5 protein-coding genes are annotated in these 4,481 nt (G+C 71.5%); 2 read left to right on the forward strand and 3 right to left on the reverse strand.

Annotated elements, in window-relative coordinates; genetic code table 11:
• Nucleotides 1-1,153, forward strand: a 1,153-nt coding sequence (gene mnmC1 / locus AC1D1T_RS30240) for an FAD-dependent 5-carboxymethylaminomethyl-2-thiouridine(34) oxidoreductase MnmC1 (protein WP_477993133.1), incomplete at its 5' end; no start/stop codon positions are given.
• Here the strand turns inward: mnmC1 and AC1D1T_RS30245 are convergent.
• From AC1D1T_RS30245 to rpiA, 3 genes are all read right to left on the reverse strand, one after another.
• Nucleotides 1,154-2,251 carry a PGAP1-like alpha/beta domain-containing protein gene (locus AC1D1T_RS30245; RefSeq protein ID WP_477827384.1) on the reverse strand — a complete coding sequence of 366 codons (1,098 nt, stop codon included), beginning with the start codon at nt 2,249-2,251 and terminating at the stop codon, nt 1,154-1,156. It abuts the gene before it with no gap.
• A gap of 14 nt (nt 2,252-2,265) precedes the next feature.
• A complete protein-coding gene (locus tag AC1D1T_RS30250; protein WP_047510891.1) occupies nt 2,266-2,454 on the reverse strand; it encodes a hypothetical protein in 189 nt (62 codons plus the stop codon).
• 78 nt (nt 2,455-2,532) lie between these two features.
• Entirely contained in the window at nt 2,533-3,192 is a 660-nt protein-coding gene (gene rpiA, locus AC1D1T_RS30255) for a ribose-5-phosphate isomerase RpiA (protein WP_047510889.1), read from the reverse strand.
• Nucleotides 3,193-3,266: 74 nt separating this feature from the next.
• On the opposite strand from rpiA, the gene AC1D1T_RS30260 reads away from it, so the two are divergent.
• On the forward strand, nt 3,267-4,301 hold the full coding sequence (locus tag AC1D1T_RS30260; RefSeq protein WP_477827385.1) for a quinone-dependent dihydroorotate dehydrogenase: 1,035 nt from the start codon (nt 3,267-3,269) through the stop codon (nt 4,299-4,301).
• Nucleotides 4,302-4,481: the final 180 nt, after the last annotated feature.

Raw genomic sequence — 4,481 nt, forward strand, 5'->3', positions numbered from 1 at the left:
GGCCGGCAGCGCCACGGCCGCCGCACTCGCCGCGCAGGGCTGGCAGTGCGAGCTGCTCGACCGGCACACGAGCCCGGCGCAAGAGGCCTCCGGCAACCCGGCCGGCCTGTTCCACGGCATCGTCAACGCGCAGGACGGCACGCACGCGCGCTTCAACCGCGCGGCCGCGCTGGAACTCGCACGCGTGCTGGCCGGTGCGCTGCGCGACGGCGTGCCCGGTTCGCTGGCCGGCCTGCTGCGGCTGGAGACCGCGCTGCCGGATGCGAACGCGATGCAGGCGGTGCTCGATCGCGTGGGCTTGCCGGCGACCTATGTGCAGGCGCTCGATGCCGATGCCGCCGGCCGCCTGGCAGGCCTGGCGCTGCGCCACCCGGCCTGGTTCTACCCGCAGGGCGGCTGGGTGCAGCCCGGCGCGCTGGTGCGCTGGTTCATCGCGCAAGGCGGCGAGCGGATCCGCTGGCGTGGCAGCGTGCAGGTCGAGTCCATCCACCGCGACGGCGACGGCCGCTGGCAGCTGAAAGACGCGCAGGGTGCGAACATCGCCAGTGCACCGGTGCTGGTGCTCGCGAACGCCGGCGATGCGTTGCGGCTGCTCGGCCAGCCCGCGTGGTCGGTCGAGGCGGTGCGGGGCCAGCTGAGCCTGGCACCGGCCGACGCCGCGGGCTGGGCGCTGCCGCGCATTCCGCTGGCCGGCGCCGGCTACCTGCTGCCGCCGATCGACGGCATGGCGGTGTTCGGCGCCACCAGCACGGCCGGCGACATGGCCCCCGAGCTGCGGCAGGCCGACCATGAGCACAACCTGGCGCAGTACCGCAAGCTGACGGGGAAGACCGCACCGGTCGACGCGTGCGCGCTGCAAGGCCGCACGGCGTGGCGCTGGGTCGCCGGCGACCGGCTGCCGATCGTCGGCGCCGTCCCCGACCTGCAGGCCGCGAGCACGCGCCCCATTGATCAAGTGCGTTTCGTGCCGCGCGTGCCGGGCCTGTTCGTGTTCACCGCGCTGGGTTCGCGCGGCATCACCTGGTCGGCCCTCGGCGCGGGTGCGCTCGCGTCGGCGGTCACCGGCGCGCCAGCACCGCTGGAGAGCAGCCTGCTCGATGCGATCGACCCGGCCCGCTTCATCGCCCGCCAGGTGCGGCGCGACGCCCGCTGATCAGGCCCAGGCCGCGCGCAGCCAGCGGCGCAGCGCCGCCGCGACGCGCGGGTGGTTCAGCAGGTCCATGTGGCCGACACCGTCGATCTCGACGCGTTCGACATCACCGGCCAGCGCCGGATCCACCGCGCTGCCGGGCCGCACCAGGCCGTCGCCCAGGCCCGCGACAAGCCGCATCGGCACCGCCACCGTGCTCGGCACCGCACCATGGCGCAGGTCGCGGATGCCGCGGCTGCGCGCATCGGCGAGCCGGCTCAACGGCCGCGTGATCGCCGACGCATCGAGCACCGAAGAGAGCACGTGCCCGGCCCGTTCCAGCGGCGCACCGCGGTGCGGCGTGCCCAGGCAGACCAGCATCCGGATGCGATCGAGCCACGGGCTGCCGTCGGCCAGCGCCTGCTCGCAGGCGGCGCGCGCGATCAGCCCGCCCATGCTGTGGCCGACCAGCACGATGTCGCCGGCGCGCTCAGGTGCGGCATCGATCCATTGCGTCAGCAGCACCGCCAAAGCGCGCGCGTTGTCGCTGATCGACAACCCGCTGTTGTAGCGAAGAAAAAGCGCGGTGGCGCCGAACTCGCGCTCGACCATTGCCGGATACGAATCGCCGGCCGACTCGGCGCGCGCGACCGTCCAGCTGTGTTCATCGCAGGCCAGCCCGTGGATGAACAGGCAGACCCGCTCCGCCGGTGCCACGCCTTCGGGGTACAGGGCCATGCGCACCGCGAGCGGGTTGCCTGCGGCCTGCAGCGCATCGCCGGCCACGCCGTTCAGCGCGCTGCGCAGGGCCTGCTCGCGCGCGCCCGGTTGGCGTGTCGGATCGGTGAGGCGCTGTTCGGCATGGCCGGCCAGCGTGAGGGCGGCAGCGCCGGTCTGGCGCACCGTCGTGTGGACCACCGTGCTGACCAAGTCGTGCACCCGCTGCACCCAGCGGGCGGGCGCTGCGACCACGGGCACGTGCTGCAGCGTCGCGAAGGCCTGGTCGGCGATCGCCTGGTGCATCTGCTGCACCTGCGTGGAGGTCGCCTCGAAGCCGGCCTTCAGCGCGGCCGCGTAGGCGCCGGGCACCGCCGGCTTGCCGCGGGGTCGCAGGGGCCGCATGAGGTTCAGGGCGCTCAGGGCGCCGGCTGGTCTCCGGCGCCTGCGCCCTGGGTCTGGCCTTCGGCGGGCTCGTCGCCCTGTCCGGCTTCGCCGGAGCCCGGGCTGGTCTTGCGAAGCTCCTTTTCCTTCAGCTTCTCTTCCTTCTTCTTTTTCTTGGCCAGCTCGCGCTGGCGCTTTTCGAACGAGTAGTTGGGTTTGGCCATGGGCCGTCCTTTTTCAGCGGATTCGGAACAGGCCCGAGGTTACGCCCTTTTTGGGGGGGTGCGAGGCCCGGGAGTGGATCAGAACGTCAGCGTCTTCACGCCCTGCGAGGTGCCCAGCAGGCAGGCGCCGGCCCGGTTGCGCGCGAAGATGCCGACGGTGACGACGCCCGGCCACTGGTTGATCTCGCGCTCCATCGCCACCGGGTCGATGATGGCCAGGCCGCGCACGTCGAGGATGCTGCAGCCGTTGTCGGTGACGACGCCGGCGCGCAGCTGCGCATCGCCGCCGAGGCCGCGCAGCCGGCGCGCGATCTGCGCCGCTGCCATCGGGATCACCTCCACCGGCACCGGGAAGCGGCCGAGCGTGTCGACGAGCTTCGATTCGTCGGCGATGCAGATGAAGTTCTGCGCGATGTCGGCGACGATCTTCTCGCGCGTGAGCGCGGCGCCCCCGCCCTTGATCATGAAGCCGTGGTGGTCGATCTCGTCGGCGCCGTCGATGTAGACCGGGATGGTGTCGACGGCATTGCTGTCGAGCACCGCGATGCCGTGCGCGCGCAGCCGCTCGGAGCTTCGTTCGCTGCTGGAGACAGCGCCGGCGATGCGGTCCTTGATGCCGGCCAGCGCGTCGATGAAGCAGTTCACCGTGGAGCCGGTGCCCACGCCGACGATGCTGCCGGGTTGCACGTAGGCCAGCGCGGCCTGGCCGACGAGGGCCTTCAGTTCGTCCTGTGTCATGGCTGAACGCTTGGAAGCGGGGTCGTTTGAGACAATCCGCGATTATCCAAGACGCTGGTCCCCGCATTCATCCCATGGCCCTGGTCCCCTACCCCCTCACCCGCCCCTTCCTGTTCGGCCTCGACCCCGAGCAGGCACATGACCTGACGCTCGGCGCGTTGGCGCGCATCCAGCGCACGCCGTTGATCTGTGCGGTCGCGCAGCCGCGGGTCGACGACCCGGTGACGGTGGCGGGCATCCGTTTCCCGAACCGCATCGGCCTCGCGGCCGGGCTCGACAAGAACGGCCGTTGCATCGACGGGCTGGCCGCGATGGGCTTCGGCTTCATCGAGGTCGGCACCGTGACGCCGCTCGGCCAGCCGGGCAACCCGAAGCCGCGCATGTTCCGCCTGCCGCAGGCGAACGCGCTGATCAACCGGCTCGGCTTCAACAACCAGGGGCTGGCCGCCTTCATCGCCAACGTGAAGCAGGCGCGCTTCCGGGCGCAGGGCGGCGTGCTGGGGTTGAACATCGGCAAGAACGCGGCGACGCCGATCGAGCGCGCGGTCGACGACTACCTGCTGTGCCTGGACGGCGTGTACCCGCATGCCGACTACGTGACGGTGAACATCTCGTCGCCGAACACGAAGAACCTGCGCGCGCTGCAGAGCGACGAGGCGCTGGATGCGCTGCTCTCGGCGGTGCAGGAGCGCAAGCAGGCGCTTGCGAAGCAGCACGGCCGCAGCGTGCCGGTGTTCGTGAAGATCGCGCCCGACCTCGACGAGGCGCAGGTCGGCGTGATCGCCGCGACCTTGAAGAAGAACGCGATCGACGGCGTGATCGCGACCAACACGACGATCGCGCGCGATGCGGTGAAGCACCTGCCGCACGGCGAAGAGGCCGGCGGCCTGAGCGGCGCGCCGGTGCTTGCGGCCTCGAACCGGGTGATCGCGCAGCTGCGCGCCGCGCTGGGCGCGGGCTACCCGATCATCGGCGTCGGTGGTGTGTTGAGCGGTGCCGACGCGCAATCGAAGATCGCGGCCGGCGCCGACCTGGTGCAGCTCTACACCGGCTTCATCTACAAGGGGCCGGAACTGGTCACCGAAGCGGCCCGCGCACTCAAGAAGTAGCCCGGGTGCCAACCCGGGGATCAACCCTCATTTGTTCGCTTGTCACCTCCCACAAGGCAGGGTGGTGGCACGAAGGCGCGAGCGGGGAGTCTGGGGAGCGCCAATAAGGGAGTGGCGCCGGAGCTGGCTGGTTTCATGGCCCGCGTGCGCAGCACGCTTCGTGAACTGACTGTCGCCCAC

Source organism: Rhizobacter sp. P2_H3, assembly GCF_056403355.1.

Bases quoted from the DNA above. Each gene is read 5' to 3' on its own strand.
- AC1D1T_RS30245 (WP_477827384.1), bottom strand. From the start codon at position 2,251: ATGCGGCCCCTGCGACCCCGCGGCAAGCCGGCGGTGCCCGGCGCCTAC.
- AC1D1T_RS30250 (WP_047510891.1), bottom strand. From the start codon at position 2,454: ATGGCCAAACCCAACTACTCGTTCGAAAAGCGCCAGCGCGAGCTGGCC.
- rpiA (WP_047510889.1), bottom strand. From the start codon at position 3,192: ATGACACAGGACGAACTGAAGGCCCTCGTCGGCCAGGCCGCGCTGGCC.
- AC1D1T_RS30260 (WP_477827385.1), top strand. From the start codon at position 3,267: ATGGCCCTGGTCCCCTACCCCCTCACCCGCCCCTTCCTGTTCGGCCTC.